Source organism: Leptospira tipperaryensis, from assembly GCF_001729245.1.
In the GTDB taxonomy this organism is placed as follows: Bacteria; Spirochaetota; Leptospiria; order Leptospirales; family Leptospiraceae; genus Leptospira; species Leptospira tipperaryensis.
The window spans coordinates 1,828,268-1,846,890 of record NZ_CP015217.1 but is presented as its reverse complement, the minus strand read 5'-3'; the positions used below and the strand labels follow the sequence as shown (position 1 = coordinate 1,846,890).

The window sequence follows — 18,623 nt, the reverse complement described above, 5'->3', positions numbered from 1 at the left end:
ATTTTGTTTAAGAAAATCCCTCAAACCTATTCTTCAAGGAGAAAAACGACAAAATGAATCGTTTCCCTACCATTAGGCTCATCGCAGCCCTAGCAGTTATTACGTTCGCAGTCAACTGCGGTTCTTCCGGATCCACTCGTGGAAAGAAGAAAGAGATGTATGAAAAAGAAGGTAACAAAGTTACCGTGATCGGCGAGGCTCCGATCTACAACGGCGACAAACAAATCGCAAAACAAAGAGCTTTGAAAGACGCGAAAATCAACGCGGTTCGAAAAGTGATCGGAGAAGAAATCAGCAACAAGAGCAAGGCTTCCGACGGAGAAAGTTTAGGTTCTAGCCTTCTTTCTAAAACCGATGCTTTCGTAAAAAGCTACGATATCATCGATGAAGCCGAAGGAAAGATCGATACACAACCGATGCTGAAACTCACAGTAAGATGTGAAGTGGAAGAATCTAAAATCTCCACTGCGGTTGACAACCTTCTCGCCGACGTTGGAAATCCAAGAGTTGCAGTTTTAGTTCTTGGAAAAGTTGCGGGAGTTCCCGTGATCCCAGCAGGTCCGAATAATTTCGGAGAAGCGGAAATCATAAAGGCTCTCAAGAAAAACGGAAACAAGATCATCGATCCTGCACTTACTGCAAAAAAAGTCGGTAAGAATCAAGTAGACGCTGAGAAAGTCGAAGGTTCCCCTTTGATCAAAATTCTTGCGGAAGCTCTTCAAGCTGAAGTTTTGGTTCTTGCAACTGTGGAAACAGAAGACCAACAACCTCTTGACTCCGTAAACGGAAAGGCTCTCGAAAGAACCATCTATAACACGGCGGCTACCGGAACTTACAAAGTAGTTCTTCTTTGGGGTGATGGAAAGATCGTTGATAGCGGAACTGCAGACGGACGCGGCGCGGATATCACTCAAAAAGTTTCCAGAGAAAAAGCTATTTCCGAATGGGCGACTTCAGTTTCTAAAAAAGTAAACAATCAGTTGAAAGAAGAATGGTTTAACCTGACTGAAAACAACCCGATCGTTCTGAAGTTCACCGGTTTGAACGCAGACGAAGCGACCAAGTTCAAAGATGATCTTACCGAGTTTACCGCCGCAAAAGAAGTAAACGTAAGAACTTCCGACACGAACGGTTCCGAGTGGGAAGTGATCTATCCTGGAAAAGATTCACTCTTTCAAGAAGAATTGGTCTATAAAAAAGACAGAGGATTTTCTTTCTTATCTAGTAAATCATTAGAAGTAAAATCGGCAACTCGCGGAGTTGTGACTTTAGAATTCAAACCCCTGAAGTAAAATTTTATTTCTCATCCGAGAATATAAAATGCCCGGGAAGTTTTTTCCGGGCATTTTTTTTCGTACTCTTAAGACTGATTTGAGGACCTACGACAAACTTTGTGAGAAGAATTCTATTTGTAAAAAGAAGGATTTTGTGATAGAGGGATGTTTCGCAAATCTTCCCGCCTCCTCACCTCCTCCACCCAACGAGGGAGGGGACCGGATGTTTCAGAGCAGACGTCGGAACTACGACATTCGCTGTAAAAGTCGCGCGCCCCGCCCTGATTTTGGGTGGCGGGGTGGGTGGTGGAAAGCTCGGGAGACTTTTCTCTATCACAAAATTCTAATTTTGTCAAGGCACATTCTTTACCTCTGATTTTGTAGGAGTTCCCACTTTTTTTCCGATCCATGTGTTTTCTCTTTAGCCAAGTATAGCGCGTTCCAGTTGACTCTTTGCAAAGCTAAGATGTAAGGGCGATTTTAAAACGGATTCGAACCTGCTTTTTTTTCACAAAATTTTCCGTGTCTGTCAAAGATTCTGAAATCACGAACCACTCTTCAATATTCTTTAAATTTACGATTTCACTGAAAATTTTTCTTGAAATTTGACCAAACGTTTGGTAGTTTATTTTTGTGAAGGGAAAGAATCAAAAAGAGGAAATTATCACCGCGTCTTTGGATCTATTTCGTAAAAACGGCTATACGCCCACTTCGATGTCGGAGATTGCAAAAACCTGTAAGCTACTCAAGGGAAGCGTTTATCATTACTTTGAAAGTAAAGAAGCGATTTTAGACGAGGTTCTGTTACGAGTTGAGAATTATTTTGAAAACGAGATTTTCGATACAAAGGGGAAGGAGCCTGCGAGCGCGATTATCCAGACCAATGAAAAAATTCTAAAGTATTTCCTGAATCATCCTGACGGTTGTATCTTTGCAAACGTTTCCTTAGAGGCAAAATCTTTGCACAAGTCCGCAGAGAAAAAAATTAGATTCTTCTTTGAACGCTGGACAGAAGTATACTATTCCAATCTAAAATTTCTTTTTTCAAAAAAGAAAGCGGAACAGATGAGCCAGGATTACGTTAGTCGAATCCAAGGCTCCCTCTTGATGCGCAAAATTCATCTAAAGGATTCCATATTAAAACAGACGATTCGATTGATCAAGGAGGAACTAAAGAATACATGAAACAGCTCATTCAAAAAATGAAAACGGACACGAAGTCCCCGCCAAGACCGGATTCCATTCATATTCTTCTTTCTTGGATCGGAGGAACGATTGGAATTTCCATCATCGCACTTTTATCAAAAACGTTAGACTACCCTTTGATCATGGCTCCCTTCGGTGCGTCTTGTGTTCTCCTCTTTGGAGCTCCGGAAAGCCCGTTCTCCCAGCCGAGAAATTTGATCGGAGGTCATCTGATTTCCTCCTTTGTTGGACTCCTCATTCTCAGCTTCTTCGGAAACGATTGGTATCTACTCGGAATTGCCGTCGCCACTTCGATTGCGCTTATGCAGCTCACAAAGACCACACATCCTCCGGCAGGAGCGGATCCGATCGTAATTCTTATGGGAAACGCGGACTGGAAATTTCTCTTAACTCCGGCCCTATCCGGATCTTTAATTCTTTTAGTATTGGCATTGGTATTTAACAATTTGATCAAGAACCGTCAATACCCGAAATTCTGGAGATAAAAAATGTTTTCAGGATCCTTTTTTCAAATCTATTGATTTGATTCTCCTTCTTGATTTTGAGAGAAGGAGGAGCTCCTAAAAAGTCGATCGCACCTGATTTTGAAACGAGAAATAAGTTATAAATGAAATCGCGTATTCTTAAAAAGAAATTCGCAAAATATAAAATTCGAAAAACGAATTTTACCCATTTACCCATTCCTGCATAGGGACAATTCTACGCTAACATCTCGAAACGATTTTCTGAAATAGAATTCTTTTCCTTCCTCCAATTTGTTTTATAGAGCCAAGCCGAATCACAATATTCCTCTTTAAGCCCAATTGCTCTTGGATTGTCTTTTAGAAAAATAAATCCATTCGGACTGTATAAACAAAATCATACCACAATCGAAATATAAATTTAGAATTAGATTATAAGTCACTTTAGAATATCATTTTTTTATAATTTAACGTTCGATATTGTACGAATCATTTTTTTAATTTTAAGATGATTTTTTACGCGCTGACTGAAACTGTGCCTCCAAATCTTTTAGGAGGAAGGCAAACAAATCATTTCAATACTTAGCCCTCGGTGAACTTGCACCGACTCGAAAAAAAATTCAGATCATCAATCCGTCTGAACCAATGTAAATAAAGGACAACTCATGAAAAAAACAATCGCTTCCTTGATTTTGGCTTTCGCAATTTTTGCTAACTGTTCCCAAGATCAAAATTCATCCCGCATAGAACGCGGAAAAAAACTAATTACGATCGGAGGATGCAGCGACTGCCATACTCCGAAAACGATGACTCCTCAAGGCCCGGTACCGGACATGAACATGTTTCTTGCCGGTTACTCTGAAAAAAATACACTTCCCGACTACAAAGCATTCGGAAAAACTCCTTGGTTGCTCTTTAGCGGAGACCTGACCGCAGTGGTAGGTCCTTGGGGAGTTTCCTTTGCAAAGAATTTGACCCCAGACCCGGAAACCGGAATCGGAGGTTGGACGGAAGATATGTTCATCAAAACCGTCCGAACACAAAAAAGAATGGGGAACGGAAGACCGCTTCTTCCTCCTATGGGTCCAATTATGATGGGAAATGTAAATCCTATGAGCGACGAGGATCTCAAAGATATCTATGCGTATCTAAAATCCTTAAAGGCAGTTAAAAACAGAGTTCCGGAGCCGATCCTGAATTAGAATCGTATTTAATTTCAGAAGACGGATGCTGAAGTGGTTCGTCTTTTGATTTCATTCCGCCCGAGATTCTTAATGATTATATACAAAAAAAATCCACCGAGAGCGATGCCTCCCGGTGGAACCTTTTTTCTACCTTCCCTCCTGGAAGGCTTCCTTAGAGCTGCTGCAGAAGCTTGAGAACTGAATTCGGTTTCATGTTTGCCTGCGCCAACATTGCCGTACCACTCTGCACTAATATTTGTTTTGTGGTCAGCGAGACAACTTCCTCCGCCATATCAGCGTCTCGAATTCTGGACTCGGATGCTTGCATATTTTCGTATGCGCCCATCAGACCCTTTGCGGTATATTCAAGCCTATTGTAATAAGCTCCCATATCCGCTCTCTGCTTCATGATCTTCGTAAGAGCCGCATCCGCCAGCCCGATCACGTCATTGGCTTCTCCCGGAGAAGAAATCGCGATCGGTCTCCCGTCAGCTTTTACAAGCTTCAGGGCTTTCGAAGTCATTGTGCCGATAAAAAATCTCTCACGCTGATTTTGGTTCGGTCCCATGTGAAACCACATGGAAGCGACCCTGGATCCTCTCGCGAATTGACCTTCAAAAAGCTTGAATTTATTAAACTCAGCCTGAGAAGCGATTCGGTCGACTTCATCCACCAGCGCAGATACTTCTACCTGCACAAGCTGCCTATCTTCGTTGCTGTAGATACCATTCGAGGTCTGGATGGCGAGCACCCGGATTCTCTGAATGATGTTCGACGTCTGTTCGAGGAAACCCTCGGCAGTTTGAATGAAGCTCATTCCGTCTTCGGTGTTTCTTTCAGCCTGACGAAGCCCGTTGATTTGGGTCCGTAGCTTTTCGGAAACAGCGAGTCCGGAAGCGTCGTCCGCAGCGGAGTTGATCCGCATACCGGAAGACAGAGCCTTCATCGTCTTGTCTACAGCAAGCTCGTTGAATTTAAGAGCACGATGCGAATTGATCGCGCTCAGGTTGTGATTGATAATCATTCTACACTCCTTTGTAGAGATGAACCGGCAAATCTCCCTATCTGCCGGCCGGACATGGTCTGTCCGGTGCTCCGGGATGGACAGTAAATCAGACCACCTGACAGACCAGGCGTCCTACCTCGGAGAATATTAGATTATCAAAAACTGATTACTTCAACGAACCTCTTTGGCCCTAAAGGACCATAGAAAGCGAATATTCTAAGTTGAGAATATTCTTTACTGCTAACTTTCTATCGTACTTTCGGGAATCTCCAAACACGAATAGCCGCGTTACGCGGCTTTCTTAAATAAGGTCGGATCAAAACGGACCGGATGGAATTTATAAATCAATTCCGGAAGGAAACACATCCCAAAGGATGTGCTCCTCTTCCGGTCAGTAATTCTCCGCTCTATTATCTAAGAAGCTGGAGAACCGACTGAGGTCTTACGTTAGCCTGAGCAAGCATTGCAGTTCCCGATTGAACCAGAATCTGGTTCTTAGTGAATGCAACGGTTTCCTCCGCCATATCTGTGTCCCTGATTCTCGACTCTGAAGCCTGGATGTTTTCGTAAGCAACCATCAGACCTTTGGAAGCGTGTTCCAGTCTGTTGAAGTATGCTCCGAGGTTAGCTCTTTGTTTGTTGATTTTCATCAGAGCGTCGTCCAGAGTTCCGATCGACTCATTTGCAAATTCAGCAGTAGACAGCGTCAGGAGTGAACCGTCAGCTTTGATAAGATTGAGAGATTTCGCAGTCATAGTCGCGATATACACTCTTTCTCTTTGGTGCTGGTTCGGCCCGATGTGGAACCACATGGAAGAAGTTCTAGAACCTCTTGCAAAGTCCCCCTGAAGGAGAGCCATCTTGTTGAATTCCGCTTGAGAAGCGATACGATCGATCTCGTCGACAAGTTGAGAAACTTCAACCTGAATCATCTGGCGATCTTCAGCGCTGTAGATTCCGTTAGAAGACTGGATTGCAAGAACCCGAACTCTTTGGATGATATCGTTAGTTTCCTGCAGATAACCTTCAGTAGTTTGGATCAAAGACATACCGTCTTCAGTGTTTCTCTCAGCTTGTCTGAGACCTTTTACCTGCGTTCTCATTTTTTCAGAAACGGCGAGTCCGGAAGCATCGTCACCGGCGCGGTTGATTCGCATACCGGAAGAGAGAGCTTCCATATTCTTCGCTACTTCGTTGTTCTGAAACTTCAGAACGCGATGGGAGTTGATCGCGGCTAAGTTGTGATTGATGATCATGGGTTTCCTCCTTGAAACTGATCACGACTCTGGCATCCGTGCCCGAGCCCTTTGTGAGTTTGGTTTTGGCCTAATCGATTTATATATTTGTAAGAATCAAATCACCTCGGACGAATCCGATATGGTCTTTTTCTTTCTACTCTATCTTCGGTGATTGGAGGGTGAGGATTAAATTTATGATAATGAACTCATTTCATTCATTTTAGACCTTTTTCGAAGGTTTTTAGCTAAAATGGCCCATTTAGAGAGTCGTGTTTTTTTGTTTTTTTCTAAAAAAATTAGGAGCTATAGATTTCTTCGAACCATGTAAGGAAATCCATAACGGTGTTTTTTTCCGGAAATCCCATTTTTTTCAAGCCGCTACTTCCGAAAAATTGGCAAAAAGACACCCTGCTCTCAAAGAGCAGGGATAAAATAGACTTTGATTACTCTGTGTCTTTTCTGGATCCAAAAGAATACCAGTCGATCTTCCGGGTTAAGTGCATCAAAAGCGCCAAAAACAGAAAGACCGCGATGGAACCCAACAAGAGAGAACTGTCTTCTGAAGAAAGTATAACGTATAAAAAGGAATACAATCCTAAATAATATCCGCCCGCAATGAGTCCCTTCATCGTATTTTGCAAAACCGCACCGGAATAATAACCGATCAGACAAGAGACCGCAAGAGAGGCCGCTATATAAGAAAATGCGAAACCCAAATGTTCGGATAAAGACAAGTTCAGAATGTAAAAGACCATCATCGCAAATCCAATCATAAGATATTGAAAAGGATGAAGAATTTTCCCTCCAAAGATTTCCAATAAAAAGAAAAGTGTAAAACTGGCGCCAAGAAACAATATCGCGTATTTCAAAGACCGCTCCAGTTTCAGATATTGATCCGCTCGAACGATCAATCGAACTCCGTAACAGGAAGAGAGAATCGTGTCAAAACTCGTTTCTCCGTTTGATGAAATGACTTGCGGATAATCTCTGGAAAAATACGAAGATTCCCATAGAGCCTGAAACCCAGTTTCGGAAATATTTCTTTCCTTCGGTAAAAGGTTTCCTTCAAACGATGGATCCTTCCAGTCCGAGGTGATTTGAATCTTACTTTTTTTTCCAAGAGGAGCTAAATGAATCGAATTCGAACCTTGGATTGGAATTTTGATTTGGAACGTCAGAGGCGCATTTGATTCGGAAAGTTTGATTTCGGAATGTAAACCGGAAGTAAAAATGCGGGAAGCAGAACCCGGCTGAAATGTTTTTCCCTTTCCGTTTAAAACAAATTCGATATCGCTACCTAGCCCTTTCGGATCGCTTACAAAAACGACCATACGTGCATTGTTCCAAAGAATACTTTTCGTATTTTCAGGAAAATCGGAAACTAAAGGTTGGTTGATATTCCCTTGAATTTTTAGATCTCCTCCATACAAGATAGCCTCATAAATTCCGCGTTTTCTTCTTTCAGTCTTTAAATCCGTTTCCAGATTCAATTCTTCCGGAAAAAAATACATTTCGCCGTCTTCTCCGATGAGAATGTCTTCTCCATTTTGGCCTTTTAATTTTTCTTTATATACTTTGTAAGGAATTGCCAAGAACGGACCGGCCACAGTTTGGGATCCCCCCCACTTGGAACTCACCTCTTCCGCAGTTTCCACCGCTCTTTGTTGTCTTTCGGAGACCAGCGAAACTACCATCTGAATCGGGATCAAAAATCCGGATAACAACAGAACAAGAATGAAGATCCGAAAATTTACGGACGATTGAATTTTAAACATACGTTCTCCTTGCCGAAAAAGTATGCGGGATGGAAGTGAGAGAGGAATGAGCGGATTGTGAGGATTGTGTGAGGATATTATTTTTGAGAACTATTTTTGAAATCGATGCGAGCGGTTACTCCGATAGAATTTCCATTTTTTACCACCACGTCGGCATCGTGTAATTTTGCGATTTCTCTTACAAAGGCAAGACCCAATCCGGAACTTTTGCGACCGGTATCGGGACGCGGTAGAGAATAAAACTTTTCAAAAATTCTTTCCGAAGCATACCCGGGAATCCCAGTCCCAAAATCCTCCACTTCTAAAAAAGGAAGATCGTTCTTTTTTCCGCAACGAACCGTTATCTGAGAACCGGGGCTTGAAAAATCCAAAGCGTTTTGTACTAAATTCCGAAGAGCCATTCCTAAAAAGAAAGAGTTTCCTTCCACACATACGGTTTCGCTTAACTCTTGAATCTTTACTTTTTTTCGAATCGCCTCTGAAGTTGCGGAAGAAATGATTTCTCGGACGATCGTCTGCAAATCTAAATTCGGAACTTTTTCCAATTGGAATAGATTCTCAAGCGCGCTGAATTCCAATAATTTTTCTAGAATCATTTGAATTCTTCTTCCTTCCAATTGAATGTTAGAGATTAAAGAATTCATACGATCGGGATTCTCGGCGATCAACTCCGCGGAAGCTAACAGAGAAGAAAGAGGACTTTTGATTTCATGGGTCATGGATTGTACATAATTTTCCACGTATTCTTTGCCCGCGAGTTCGCGAAACAATTGATCCATCTCTTCTCCCAAACCTCGAATTTCAGAAACGTTTATTCTTGGAAAAGGAATCCGTTTTTTAGATCGGAGCGCGGAAACATATTCGGATAATTTCCGTATCGGTGAGAATATCAGATAAACAACGATGAGAAATAAAACGACGATGGATAAAGCCACGTAGAGGCTTAGGCTCCAAAATTTCTCCTCTGCAGATTCGATAAAAGGAATCAAGCTACTCTTAGGTTTGATGACGGTAAGAATGCCGATCGTTTTTCCTGACATCCGAATCGGAGCCGCGACGAATAACGCTCCCTCCTGATCGGAAGCGGCTAACAAACTCGACCTCGCTCCGTATTTTCCTTTTAACGTGAGATATACGTCGTTCTTTTTTGAATAATCCTGTCCCTTTCGATATTCTTCCGAATCGTAGACTACAATTCCTTGTTCGTCGGTAACATAGAGTTGTAGATCCACCCTCTTCTTGATTACTTCGAAAATTTTAGAATTTAGAGTTCTCTCTTTCGCGGTTCTAAACATCGGAGAAAGAATCCGATCGGAGACTTCGCCTAACGTAGACTTTTTTTTGTAAAATTCTTTCTCCAATAAAGAAGCGAAAAGGTGGGCGGTGTCATTCATCGATTCCTCCACCGTTTCCATATAACGAGGTCGAATCGATTTTTCGATTTTATCTACGAAGTAGTAATAGCCGGCTGAAAAGGCAAAAAAAAACCGATTACGATTCGAATCCAAAGACTCATAACGTAACCTTCCATCCGTAACCCAAACCCCGTCTGGTTTCGATCGGATCGAGGTCGCTCCGGACCTCTTTCAATCTAGTTCGAATGTTTTTAATTACGGTATCCACGGCTCGATCGAAACTATCCCCCGGTTCGGTCCAAACCATGTCCATGATTTCTTCTCGAGTGAAAATTTTACCGGGCCGTTTTAAAAATAAGAGCAGAGTTTTGTATTCGTAAGGAGTGAGTGGCAAGGATTTACCGTAATAGTAAATCACCTTACGATCCTCATCCGTAAAAAACTCGGTTTGCTTTTCTTCCGAATTTCCGTCGTATCTTCTGAGTACGGCTCGAATTCTTGCGACCAGTTCCCTTGGACTAAAGGGTTTTATCATATAATCGTCGGCGCCTAATTCCAAACCAAGAACACGATCCAGTTCGGACTCTCTGGCAGTTAGGAGAATGACCGGAATCGAATGTTTTTTTCTAAGTTCTTTTAAAATTTCAAATCCGCTTCCATCCGGAAGGCCCACGTCTAATACGAGTAGATCCGGAGATTCTTTCAAAAGAGAAAGACAGTCTTTGCCTGTCATAGCCGAAAGCATACGAAATCCTTCCGATTCTAATACGATACGAATTGTATCGCGGATCCCAGGTTCGTCTTCAGTGAGTAAGATTGTTCGGACGGGATGCATGCAATAAAAGAAAAACGGATCGTTCTCTTTAGGAAAAGAATATTTTTGTTCCATTCTCCAGTTTCGAATTTTTTTCAGATTGAAATGAAATCCGTTTGCATATCCTCCTTCCACACGGATACTTTGCGATTGTTTTCGCGATCTACATTATATTATGAGCCAACCAAAAACTAAAAAAGAAACCCAAGACCTTTTCGAACTCTACAAACAAATGCTTCTCATCCGAAGATTCGAAGAAGGAGCCGCCAAATCCTATAGCACCGGTAAGATCGGAGGTTTCTGCCATCTCTACATCGGTCAAGAGGCGGTTGGAGTCGGCTCCATCGCGGCCCTCAAAGAACAAGACTACATCGTTTCCACCTATCGAGATCACGGACACGCGCTCGCAAGAGGTTTGGATCCGAACTCACTCATGGCGGAACTCTTTGGAAAAAAAACAGGAATCTCCAAAGGTTACGGAGGTTCCATGCATTTTTTTGATAAGGAAAAACATTTCATGGGCGGACATGGAATCGTGGGAGGACATATCTCTCTCGCGGCTGGAATCGCGTACGCTTCCAAGTTCAAAGAAACGGATGCAGTCACAATTTGTTTTTTTGGTGAAGGAGCAGCGAACATCGGATCCTTTCACGAAGGAATGAATCTCGCCGCGATCTGGAAACTTCCTCTTGTGATGATCTGTGAAAACAATCACTACGCGATGGGAACACCGGAATACAGAGCGCTTTCCGTCAAAGACGTTTCGGTTCGAGCGGGCGCATATGATATCGCAAGAGATCATATCGAAGGAGACGAGGTTCGTAAGGTTCGAGACCACGTAAGCGTCGCCGTGGAACGAGCTCGCAGAGGAGAAGGCCCTACTCTTATGGAAATTTCCACGTATCGTTTCAGAGGTCACTCGATGTCCGATCCGGCAAAATACAGAACCAAAGAAGAATTGGATCGTTACAAACAGAGCGATCCGCTTTTGAAAGCAAAGGACGACCTTCTTCACGCCGAATGGAAAGAAGAAGAATTAGAAAAATTAGATATAGATCTTCAAACAAGGGTCGAAGACGCGATTCAATTCGCGGAAAAAAGCGAAGAACCGCCGTTAGGTTGGTTGTATAAAAACGTCTACGCGGAGAATGTCTGATGGCGATCCTAACTTACAGAGAAGCGCTCAACCGCGCGATGTGCGAAGAAATGGATAAGGATCCTAACATCTTTCTCATGGGAGAAGAAGTCGGACACTACGACGGAGCCTACAAGGTTTCTCAGGGAATGCTCGCGAAATACGGAGAAAAAAGGGTCATCGATACTCCCATCTCGGAGAACGGTTTTGCCGGAGTCGGGATCGGAGCCGCAATGATCGGCTTACGTCCTATCATCGAATTTATGACCTGGAACTTTTCCCTTGTCGCGATCGATCAGATTATCAACTCGGCTGCTAAGATGAATTATATGAGCGCGGGTCAGTTTCCGATTCCGATCGTGTTCCGAGGAGCGGGAGGGGCGGGAGGAAGACTCGCTGCTCAACATTCTCAATCGTTTGAAAGTTGGTATGCTCATATCCCCGGTTTAAAGGTGATAGCGCCTTATTCGCCGGCGGATGCGTGCGGACTTTTAAAGACCGCCATCGCCGACAACAATCCGACGATTTTTATCGAAAGCGAAGTTTTATACGGAAGTCGCGGAGAAGTTCCCGATCAAGAATATTCGATTCCTTTCGGTAAGGCCGATATAAAACGGGAAGGTTCTCATATAACGATAGTTAGCTGGTCTCGCGCGTTGATGTATGTTCTTCCCGCCGCAGAAAGACTCGCCAAGGAAGGAATTTCCGTGGAAGTTTTGGATCTTCGTTCGATCCGTCCTTTAGACGAAGAGGCAATCTACGCGTCCGTAGCAAAGACGAACCGCGCCCTAATCGTGGAAGAAGGTTGGGAAGTGGCGGGTTTTGGCGCGCAAGTAGCCTATCTAATCCAGAAAAACGCATTCGATCATCTGGACGCTCCCGTGGAAAGGATTACACAAGAAGACGTTCCCATGCCCTACGCCGCCAATTTGGAAAAGGCCTCTCTTCCGAGTGAAGAGAAGATCATCGCCAAAGTCAGAGAAATGCTCGAGTAATGAGAGCAAGGAATATTCAAAATGGCTAAAATTGCAGAAATGACTCAGCTCAGTCCGACGATGTCCGAGGGAAAGATCGTTCGTTGGCTCAAAAAAAACGGAGATTCAGTTTCTCCGGGTGAAATTTTGGCGGAAGTGGAAACCGATAAGGCAGTCATGGAGATGGAAGCCTTTGAATCCGGGGTTCTTCTCGAAATTCTCGCGCCGGAAGGAACCCTTCTTCCTGTAGGAGCTCCCGTCGCCATCATCGGAAAAACCGGAGAAGACATTTCTGCGTTAGTCGAAACCGCAAAAAAATCCATTCCCGCAAAAAAAGAAACCGCTTCGAATCCAACTCCCGAAGTTTCTTCCGTCGCACCTACAACTACTTCGTCCGTTCCTGAGAAAAAGATAGAAATACAAAAGCCGGTGGCTTCGGTTGTTCGAGAACCCGATGAAACTCGGAAAGAGGATTTTCATTCTCAAAGAGAGGGAAAGAATTTTGGTGGAACGATCAAGGCTTCACCTCTTGCAAAAAATCTTGCGCTTCAAAGCGGAGTCAACTTAGACGAGGTCCTTGGCTCCGGTCCCGGAGGAAGAATCATCAAAAGAGACATTCTTTCTTTTCAAGAATCCGGAGGCAAAGGAACCCATTTTGTGAAACGTCAGGATCGAAAGTTGGAACTGACAGGAATGAGAAAGACCATCGCAACAAGACTGGCTCATTCTACATCCACGATTCCTCATTTTTATCTTACGATGGAAGTCGACGCGGAACCGATCGATCATCTCAGAAATTCGATCAACAAGGATCTAAAACTCGAAGGTCACGATAAGATCAGCGTCAACGACCTCATTCTCAAGGTTTGTTCTTTGTGTTTGAGGGAAGTTCCCGAAGTCAACTCTTCTTGGAGAGAAGATCATATCCTTGAGCACGGAAGGATCGATATCGGTGTCGCGGTTTCCATCGAGGGCGGACTCATCACTCCTTATATTCGAAACGCGGATCAGAAAAATGTGACCGCGATCAGTCGCGAGATAAAAGAACTTGCTTCCCGAGCAAGAGAGAGAAAACTCAAACCGGGGGAATACACGGACGGAACCTTTACCGTCTCCAACCTCGGAATGTTTGGAATTTCTTCCTTCACTGCGGTCATCAACGAACCGGAAGCTGCCATCCTCGCGGTAGGCGCTCTCGTAGAAAAAGCGGTGATCCAAAACGGAAGTCTGGTCGCGGGAAAAACCTTAACGGTAACTCTTTCCTGCGATCACAGAGTTGTCGACGGCGCCACCGGAGCCAGATTTCTTTCTGCATTTCGAGAATTTACGGAACATCCCCTTCGCCTACTAACAGGTTAAGGATTTTATTTTTGTGGATAAAGAATCAACTTCCGGTGCAAGAAAAGAAAAAATCAGAAAATCGGCCCTTCTCCTCTTGTCGCTTAACAAAGAAGACGCCGCCAAGGTTCTTTCAAAATTAGACGACTCTATGATCGAAGAGATCATCCTCGAGATGGCTCAGATCAAGACCATCTCCAAAAAAGAAAAAGAAGACGTTCTATTAGAATTTAAGAATTCAGTTCTTCCCGGTGAAGGGGAAATCAAAGGTGGAATGGACGCCGCGAGAGAAATTCTCCAGCACTCGATGGGAAAGGAAAAAGCGGAGAATATTTTAGGAAAACTTTCCCGGAAAGATATCGAAGACGATTTTTCTTTTTTAAGCGAAGCGGAACCCGGAGTTCTCGCGGGTCTTCTCCAACACGAATCTCCTCAGACAATTGCAGTCACTCTCGCTTTTATGACTCCGAAAAAAGCCGCCGATATTTTAAAATTCTTTCCGGGAGAATTGCAGGCCAGTGTCGCCTATCGTTTGGCAAACACTACAAAGACCCATCCCGACGCGATCAAAGAAATCGCCAGGGTCTTAAAGAAAAAATACGAGCAGAGAGATCGTTCCGAATACAGCGAAGCTGGCGGAGCCGAAGCTTTGGCAAATATTCTCAATCACATGGACAAGTCTCAGGAAGAGAATATTCTAAAAGAGCTGGAAGCGAATTCTCCGGAACTCGCAAAACAAGTCAAAGAAAAGTTATACACTTTTGAAGACGTTCTTGGTCTCGATCAAAAAGAAATGCGAATTCTTATCAATCGCCTAAGCGACGACGAAACTCTGAGTATGGCGCTTCGAGGTTCCGGAGACGAACTCAGAAATCACTTCCTAAACGCTATGTCTAGAAACCGCGCGGCCGAAATCATGGATATGATGGACATCCGAGGAAAACTCACCTTACGCGAAATCAACGACGCAAGAAATATCGTTCTCAACCTGGTCCGAGAATTGGAAGAAGAAGGAACGATCTTTGTGAAAAAAGACGGAGAAGAGTATATCTAAAACTCTCGCTCGAAAGCTTCGAGTCCAAGCTTATGTAAGTTGAAGATTGAAGCGGGAAAAGATGAATCTCGGAGCTGACGGGACTCGCCGTTACGCAATTCCGCATCGTGCGGAATTAAGCTCCACGGCGTCTTACTCGCGCGCTCATCCATCCATGGATTCGCATCGTGAATTCCGTTTCTTACGGAAACGAAATTCACTCTCGCTCGAAAGCTTCGAGTCCAAGTTTATGTAAGTTGAAGATTGAAGCGGGAAAAGATGAATCTCGGAGCTGACGGGACTCGCCGTTACGCAATTCCGCATCGTGCGGAATTAAGCTCCACGGCGTCTTACTCGCGCGCTCATCCATCCATGGATTCGCATCGTGAATTCCGTTTCTTACGGAAACGAAATTCACTCTCGCTCGAAAGCTTCGAGTCCAAGTTTATGTAAGTTGAAGATTGAAGCGGGAAAAGATGAATCTCGGAGCTGACGGGACTCGAACCCGCGACATCCTGCGTGACAGGCAGGCACTCTAACCAGCTGAGCTACAGCTCCTCGTTCCTTTGATACTTTTTCAAACGAAGGTATCCGGTCAACCGATTTCAAACAAATTAGTCCGAAAAATTCTGTTCCGAAAATCTATTCTTTCATTTACTGGAATACAAAATTCTTCTGATAAAAATATTGGAACGAAACAAGAATGCTCGTTCAGGAAAAAAAACCAAAGGAACTCTTAGAAGATCGAATCTTTACGGTCTCGAATTTTCTCTCCGTAAGTAGAGTCTTTCTTTTACCCTTTTTTATTACTTTCACGAAAACTTATATGGAAGATCCGGAAAAAACGGAATTCCTCATCTACGCGGTCCTCACTTGTATCGGTGCGGTTATCACGGACTATCTGGATGGTTTTTTAGCGCGTCTTCTCAATCAAGAATCCGTTTTGGGACGTTATTTGGATCCCGTCTGCGATAAGATCGTTACAGTAGGCGGACTTTCCGTGATCGTTCACTACTTCCGTTTCCCTTCTTGGATTCTCGTCGCTTATGTAATTCGGGAAATCTTAGGCGTTTGGTTGGGAAGTTTTCTCTATCTCAAAAGAGGAATTCAAGGAAAACCAAATTGGTGGGGAAAGTTTGGAGTTGGACTCGTCGCCGTCGCCGTCCTCTGGTATATGTGCCTTCCTCTCATTGAATTACAAATTGTAGGCGAGAGTTTTCTGAAACATCCTGAATATTCAGGCTACGTTCTGGTCCTCATTCTCAGTATCGGTATCTTCGCTTATTCCAAACGTTATTGGAATATCGTCTTTCACCCCGAAAAAATTCAAATTGACCCCGAGGATAAAAAGACTCGAAAGAAATACGAACTCGTTTGATCGTAACTTTCTTGACTCCCAACCCTCTTCTCACATCCTGTCCATTGCAACCGCTCGGGTGGTGGAATTGGTAGACACGCAAGCTTGAGGTGCTTGTGCCGATTAGGTGTAGGGGTTCGAGTCCCCTCTCGAGCAAGAATCTTTCCTCTTTTTTAAAATCATACAATCTATTACGAAGAATCGGGACTCGAAACGAGCTTTGGTAAATCGTTTTGAGCTTTCGTAAAAAGCGAAAAACGATTCCGAGGAACAGGATGTTCCGAGGCCAAAGTGAGACGCCGTGGAGCAAAGTTGCGCAGGATGCGAGACTGCGAAACGGCGAGTCCCCTCAATTTCGACCCTTAGGGAGAAATTTACTGAGTTTAACTCGAGCAAGAATCTTTCCTCTTTTTTAAAATCATACAATCTATTACAAAGAATCGGGACTCGAAGCGAGCTTTGGTAAGAATTTCACTTTCCAACCGAGCGTTGCAGTTCCTACATCCGTAAAACGGAACGGCTCCCCTGGCTCTGGCTACAGCCCTGCTTACAAGGAAGCTCCAAACGAGAATCGTCGGATTTGTTAGAGCTCCTACACGAGACTTTTTTCTTGCAAAATTAGAATTTTGTGATAATGGAAAATTTCCGGAATTTTTCCACCACCCCGCCCCACCTCCCAAAATCAGGGTGGGGCGCGCCGTTTTCACAGAAGAGTTGTCGGACTTCCGACAGGATTTATCATGAGATTTAAGCTACGCTTTACGGTACCTCTTCGTACGGAGGAATACTCGCGGGAAATTTTCCGGAACCTGACTCTATCCAAAAAAGCAGCATTTTTCAATGAGAAGAATTCATTCTCTGAGTTTGCGGTAGCTAATTTCATTCCTTTTCCTTGACTTCATTATCGAATCCCGACTAAAACGCTTCCTTCTTTCTTTGAAAAATCCTTAGATACTCTTCTCTTCTGAAAAATTCTATCTGAATTGTAAGCATCTCAAAAGCTTGAAAAATCACCGCGTTGTTTTATCAGGAAAAAAAAATGCTCTACGAAATCACAATTCTTCAATTCACAAAGATGCTCAAAAATCTCAGCGTCCTCTTAGAAAGAGGTGCGTCCCACGCAGAAACCAAAAAGGTCGACGTCGAGATTCTTCTGAATTCAAGGCTCGCTCTCGATCAGTTTCATCTCATCAAACAAGTTCAGATCGCCTGTGATACCGCAAAGTTAGGAGTTTCCCGTCTTACCGGAAAGGACGCGCCCAAACACGACGACCAGGAAAAAACTCTTTCCGAACTCCAGACAAGAATTCAATCGGTCTTGGAATATCTCGGAACCTTTTCGGAAAAGGACTTCAACGAATCCGAAGACCGTAAAATCTCGCAACCGCGCTGGGAAGGAAAGTATCTCACCGGAAAAGAATTCGCAATCCAACACGCGATTCCTAATTTCTATTTTCATATTACAACCGCGTATTCCATCTTACGTCATAACGGAGTGGAAATCGGTAAGAAGAATTATCTGGGTGATATGCCCTTTAAGAGTTAATCTTAGAATCATCTAAACACGAGGTAACCTTTGAATTCGATCGTATCCAAAATTCTTAACTTCACCGGGTTCGGGTTTGTTTTGATTTTACTTTCTTTCCATGTCTTCTGCAGTTCTCCCGAAAAGGAATCGAACACGGCGAAAGTCTCGAATCTCAAAGGAATCCCCGTTCTTATCTATCACGAAATTGTAACAGAAGAGGATCGAGTGCCGGGAGAAACAGTAATCTCCCTTGAAAAATTCAAAGAGCAGATGGACTATCTTTCTTCTCATGGATATCATCCGATCTCGATGAAAGAACTCCTCCTTTATATGAAAAAAGGAACCGCTCTTCCCGATCGTTCCATCGTCCTCAACTTTGACGACGGTTGGAAGAATGTCTTAAACGCGGTTCCAATTCTAAAAAAACATTCCTTTCCCGCTTCCTTCTGGATCATCGCAGGGCCCAAAGGAATTGGAAACGGAGAATATTTGGAATGGTCCGAAATTCGGGAATTGGCAGGGAACCCACTTTTCGAAATCGGATCTCATACGTATAGCCATCCCTGGAATCCTAAGGACAACCTCGTAACCTGGGTTGATCATAAGGTTCCGAACAAGGGAAAAAAAGAAGCTCTCTTCGAACTCAAGGAATCCAAAAAAATCTTAGAAAGCAAGTTAGGAATCCCAATCAATTATCTGGCCTGGCCTTGCGGTTGGTACAATGAAAAGTTGGTTCAGTTAGCAAAACAATCCGGTTACAAGGCGCTTTTGACAACAGAAGAAGGGGCCAACCAACCGGGGGCTGACCCTTTGCATATAAAACGAATCTTCATCGATGGGAAATGTGATCTTGCAACTTTTATTGAACAATTGGAGAACCCAAGATACATCGTATGTCAGAAGACACAGAAATCCACCCAAGGGAACTCACCTTATTCTTATTAG

At 43.6% G+C, this 18,623-nt stretch carries 16 protein-coding genes and 2 tRNA genes; 12 read left to right on the top strand and 6 right to left on the bottom strand.

Annotated features, from left to right (window positions below; all coding sequences use genetic code 11):
• The first annotated feature begins 53 nt into the window (after window positions 1-53).
• From A0128_RS08735 to A0128_RS08710, 4 genes are all read left to right on the top strand, one after another.
• Entirely contained in the window at window positions 54-1,292 is a 1,239-nt protein-coding gene (locus tag A0128_RS08735) for a lipoprotein LipL46 (protein WP_069607149.1), read from the top strand.
• 615 nt (window positions 1,293-1,907) lie between these two features.
• Window positions 1,908-2,459 carry a TetR/AcrR family transcriptional regulator gene (locus A0128_RS08725; RefSeq protein ID WP_069607147.1) on the top strand — a complete coding sequence of 184 codons (552 nt, stop codon included), beginning with the start codon at window positions 1,908-1,910 and terminating at the stop codon, window positions 2,457-2,459.
• Window positions 2,456-2,965 (top strand): HPP family protein, encoded by a 510-nt coding sequence (locus tag A0128_RS08720; protein WP_069607146.1) that lies wholly within the window; start codon window positions 2,456-2,458, stop codon window positions 2,963-2,965. Before A0128_RS08725 ends, A0128_RS08720 begins: the two co-directional genes overlap by 4 nt.
• Before the next feature lie 641 nt (window positions 2,966-3,606).
• Complete coding sequence (locus A0128_RS08710) at window positions 3,607-4,143, top strand: c-type cytochrome (protein ID WP_069607144.1); 537 nt, start codon at window positions 3,607-3,609, stop codon at window positions 4,141-4,143.
• A gap of 154 nt (window positions 4,144-4,297) precedes the next feature.
• On the opposite strand, the gene A0128_RS08705 is transcribed toward A0128_RS08710, so the two are convergent.
• From A0128_RS08705 to A0128_RS08685, 5 genes are all read right to left on the bottom strand, one after another.
• On the bottom strand, window positions 4,298-5,149 hold the full coding sequence (locus A0128_RS08705) for a flagellin N-terminal helical domain-containing protein (RefSeq protein ID WP_069607143.1): 852 nt from the start codon (window positions 5,147-5,149) through the stop codon (window positions 4,298-4,300).
• 392 nt (window positions 5,150-5,541) lie between these two features.
• Window positions 5,542-6,387: a flagellin N-terminal helical domain-containing protein gene (locus A0128_RS08700; RefSeq protein ID WP_069607142.1), complete on the bottom strand. Its 846-nt coding sequence runs from the start codon at window positions 6,385-6,387 to the stop codon at window positions 5,542-5,544.
• 425 nt (window positions 6,388-6,812) lie between these two features.
• Complete coding sequence (gene creD, locus A0128_RS08695; RefSeq protein WP_069607141.1) at window positions 6,813-8,144, bottom strand: cell envelope integrity protein CreD; 1,332 nt, start codon at window positions 8,142-8,144, stop codon at window positions 6,813-6,815.
• A gap of 77 nt (window positions 8,145-8,221) precedes the next feature.
• Complete coding sequence (creC, locus tag A0128_RS08690) at window positions 8,222-9,652, bottom strand: two-component system sensor histidine kinase CreC (protein ID WP_069607140.1); 1,431 nt, start codon at window positions 9,650-9,652, stop codon at window positions 8,222-8,224.
• 4 nt (window positions 9,653-9,656) lie between these two features.
• Entirely contained in the window at window positions 9,657-10,388 is a 732-nt protein-coding gene (locus A0128_RS08685) for a response regulator (RefSeq protein ID WP_083244210.1), read from the bottom strand.
• Between the two features lie 97 nt (window positions 10,389-10,485).
• Here A0128_RS08685 and pdhA point away from each other — a divergent pair, with 97 nt between their 5' ends.
• From pdhA to fliG, 4 genes are read left to right on the top strand one after another with little or no spacing between them, the layout of a single operon-like run.
• Window positions 10,486-11,469, top strand: coding sequence for a pyruvate dehydrogenase (acetyl-transferring) E1 component subunit alpha (gene pdhA / locus A0128_RS08680; protein WP_156781807.1), 984 nt, complete (start codon window positions 10,486-10,488; stop codon window positions 11,467-11,469).
• Window positions 11,469-12,443: a pyruvate dehydrogenase complex E1 component subunit beta gene (locus A0128_RS08675; protein WP_069607138.1), complete on the top strand. Its 975-nt coding sequence runs from the start codon at window positions 11,469-11,471 to the stop codon at window positions 12,441-12,443. The genes pdhA and A0128_RS08675 overlap by 1 nt, the downstream gene beginning before the upstream one ends.
• 21 nt (window positions 12,444-12,464) lie before the next feature.
• Window positions 12,465-13,781 (top strand): pyruvate dehydrogenase complex dihydrolipoamide acetyltransferase, encoded by a 1,317-nt coding sequence (locus A0128_RS08670; RefSeq protein ID WP_069607137.1) that lies wholly within the window; start codon window positions 12,465-12,467, stop codon window positions 13,779-13,781.
• A 13-nt stretch (window positions 13,782-13,794) separates the two neighbouring features.
• Window positions 13,795-14,814, top strand: coding sequence for a flagellar motor switch protein FliG (fliG, locus tag A0128_RS08665; protein ID WP_069607136.1), 1,020 nt, complete (start codon window positions 13,795-13,797; stop codon window positions 14,812-14,814).
• Between the two features lie 463 nt (window positions 14,815-15,277).
• Here the strand turns inward: fliG and A0128_RS08650 are convergent.
• A tRNA-Asp gene (locus A0128_RS08650) sits at window positions 15,278-15,351 on the bottom strand.
• A gap of 145 nt (window positions 15,352-15,496) precedes the next feature.
• On the opposite strand from A0128_RS08650, the gene A0128_RS08645 reads away from it, so the two are divergent.
• From A0128_RS08645 to A0128_RS08630, 4 genes are all read left to right on the top strand, one after another.
• Entirely contained in the window at window positions 15,497-16,171 is a 675-nt protein-coding gene (locus tag A0128_RS08645; RefSeq protein WP_069607133.1) for a CDP-alcohol phosphatidyltransferase family protein, read from the top strand.
• Window positions 16,172-16,223: 52 nt separating this feature from the next.
• Window positions 16,224-16,306 (top strand) — tRNA-Leu (locus tag A0128_RS08640).
• Window positions 16,307-17,189: 883 nt separating this feature from the next.
• Window positions 17,190-17,696 carry a DUF1993 domain-containing protein gene (locus A0128_RS08635; RefSeq protein WP_069607132.1) on the top strand — a complete coding sequence of 169 codons (507 nt, stop codon included), beginning with the start codon at window positions 17,190-17,192 and terminating at the stop codon, window positions 17,694-17,696.
• A gap of 81 nt (window positions 17,697-17,777) precedes the next feature.
• Window positions 17,778-18,623 (top strand): polysaccharide deacetylase family protein, encoded by an 846-nt coding sequence (locus A0128_RS08630; RefSeq protein WP_245667244.1) that lies wholly within the window; start codon window positions 17,778-17,780, stop codon window positions 18,621-18,623.